This window comes from Acinetobacter sp. MD2(2019), from assembly GCF_035615615.1.
Lineage (GTDB): Bacteria > Pseudomonadota > Gammaproteobacteria > Pseudomonadales > Moraxellaceae > Acinetobacter.
On sequence record NZ_VTDU01000053.1, the window covers coordinates 1 to 2,351 of the forward strand.

Genomic DNA, 2,351 nt, shown 5'->3' on the forward strand with positions numbered 1-2,351 from the left:
CCCACACCGAATGTGGTTTTTCGATGTGAATCTCGATAAATCACCCTTGATAAATCAACACCGATTAATTCACTTTTTCCACTATATTCATAGCTTTGACTGGCACCCGCGACCGTCTGGTGGTAGTTTGATTTGCTATAACTACTACTCAATAACCAGTAGTCAAATGGAATACTGTAGCTGGCATAAAATCCATCGGCACCACGCTTTCCTGAATCTCCACCACCCAAATCATGGTTATAGCTGATATAAAAAAGATCATTCAGGGTGAGTAAATGATCTAAAGATAGGGTGGCTGTGCCCTGATATTTTCCCGTGGAATCTGAACCCGCATCATCTACACTTAAATTGATGCGATAAGGTTTGCTCTGCTGCCAAGCCAAAATCACATCACTATAGCCCGGAGTAGGATTATTTTCGGCAGGCTGGATTTTAAAGTCGGCATCAACGGTCGGCACGCGTTTAAAGTTTTCAAGGCCTTGTTCTAAATCACGAATATTTAGTAAGTCACCCGATTTAATCGGCAAGGCATTGATTTGATGCGCACGCGCAGAAGTACCCTTGGCAAATTTCACCTGATCAACACGACCTACAACCACTGCAACGTAAAGCTGACCCGATGCAATATTTTGTGGGGGCAGTAGCACGCGTGTAGTGACATAACCATCGGCAATAATTTTATTTTGAACCAACTCTAAAGCTTGATTCAGGCCTTTAACGCCAAGACAGCGACCAATAATGTTATGTTGACCTTGGGTAATTTCATTAAAAGTCGAGATAAAGTGTGCGGCGTCATCCCCTTGTAAATGAATTTTTTTGATCTCGAAACACGTGCTTTCACTGTGGGATTTTAAATATTGAAGTTGTTGTGCAGAGATGGATGCTGTAGGTTGACCAAGATTAACATTTACATCGGGTTGAATTTGTTTTTGTAGGGCATCATCTCGTTGTTGTTGGCGTATTATCGCATCCGTTTCAAACTCTGGTCGAGGTTGTGGTTCTGCTGCTTTAACTGTCATACCCAAGAGTGCTAAAAAAATAGCTAAACTGATCTTATTATGTCTTAAATTTCGCATGATGCTAGTAATTGTGATTAATTTCGCATTAAATTGTTTCAAATTTATTAAATTTTGTAAATAGCATAAAACATGAACAATACTCTTTTTTTCGACGATAATTTATGATTGAATTTTAAAATAATCAGTAAAATATCAAGACTCAAATGCTTGCTAGGTTTGGTTAGACTTTTATGAATGAATTTTTAATTCAATGTATTGGTGGTGTTCTGTTTGGTTTAAGCCATCCGTCTAATATTGATGAGTTTATTTATTCCGATTTAAACAGCACCCCCCGATACACAAAAAATAATTCACAATCAGATATTTTTGTGACAGAAGGGATTGAGCAAAAGTTTGCAGAGCAATTGGCTTTGCATTTAATTTAATTATCTTCTTAACGCGATAACCACAATTTAACTCCTATTTTTAACGACGTATTGTGTCGCTTATCCATCAACGCTACATTCTCTTAATTTTAATAAAAAGATATTTTAGTATTTCAAAACAATAAGGATCAAAATATGCTTTTCGACAATCTAATGAATGAACGTTTGTTAGCTTTTGCTCGCAATATTGCTGCTTTATTATTTATAGGAGGCATTGCACTTGTAATCGCATATCGTGCTGAAACAAAAACAACATTAGAAACTTATCAATATTTAATGTTAATTTTTTCTGGTACTACCATGTTTCTCTGGTCTCTATACTTGGCTGTATGCAATATTACAGTTCTGTATCATGATTATCGAGAATATTTATTACGTTGCTTAACCTGCGATAAAGTTGAACATTCTTTAAATGATACTCAACTAAAATCTACCAGCCAGATCTTAAAAGCTCTCAGTCGAAATAAAGGGATGAATAAATTCATTTACTATTTCCGAGTAATTACAATTTTTTTAATTTGTTTTGCGTTTGTCATCATTTATTTTTTTGGTGTAATCGGAATTTTAGAACAACAAGCAAAATTATTTGGATTTTCTAACTAAAAAGTACGGTGCCTTTATATCAACAATGGATTCGCCTAATGCCAGCATACTTTTGAAACACTACCAAAGCAGATAACAAACACCACTGTTGGTATTTATAAAAGGATGGTAATGCTCCCGCAAATTAAGCGAGTTTAAAAGTAGAAAATCGATTAACCTTTGTCCAAGGAGATTTTCTATGAAAACATCAAAATATTCAGACAGTTTAATCATGAGTATTTTAAAACAAGCTGAATCTGGCACGCCTGTACCGAATCTTTGTCGTGAACACGGTATGAGTACGGCAACGTTCTACAAATGGAAG

At 35.8% G+C, this 2,351-nt stretch carries 4 protein-coding genes; 3 read left to right on the forward strand and 1 reads right to left on the reverse strand.

The window, feature by feature from the left end:
- A partial coding sequence (locus tag I2F62_RS12930; protein ID WP_420713764.1) for a ShlB/FhaC/HecB family hemolysin secretion/activation protein occupies positions 1-1,019 on the reverse strand: 1,019 nt, incomplete at its 3' end.
- Positions 1,020-1,249: 230 nt separating this feature from the next.
- Here I2F62_RS12930 and I2F62_RS12935 point away from each other — a divergent pair.
- From I2F62_RS12935 to I2F62_RS12945, 3 genes are all read left to right on the forward strand, one after another.
- Positions 1,250-1,444 carry a hypothetical protein gene (locus I2F62_RS12935; RefSeq protein ID WP_324627397.1) on the forward strand — a complete coding sequence of 65 codons (195 nt, stop codon included), beginning with the start codon at positions 1,250-1,252 and terminating at the stop codon, positions 1,442-1,444.
- 153 nt (positions 1,445-1,597) lie between these two features.
- Positions 1,598-2,047, forward strand: coding sequence for a hypothetical protein (locus I2F62_RS12940; RefSeq protein ID WP_324627398.1), 450 nt, complete (start codon positions 1,598-1,600; stop codon positions 2,045-2,047).
- A 178-nt stretch (positions 2,048-2,225) separates the two neighbouring features.
- On the forward strand, positions 2,226-2,351 hold a 126-nt coding region (locus tag I2F62_RS12945; RefSeq protein WP_324625581.1), incomplete at its 3' end, for a transposase.

What these genes read in the sequence shown, in the direction of transcription:
- I2F62_RS12935 (WP_324627397.1), top strand. Translation starts at nt 1,250, where the DNA reads ATGAATGAATTTTTAATTCAATGTATTGGTGGTGTTCTGTTTGGTTTA.
- I2F62_RS12940 (WP_324627398.1), top strand. Translation starts at nt 1,598, where the DNA reads ATGAATGAACGTTTGTTAGCTTTTGCTCGCAATATTGCTGCTTTATTA.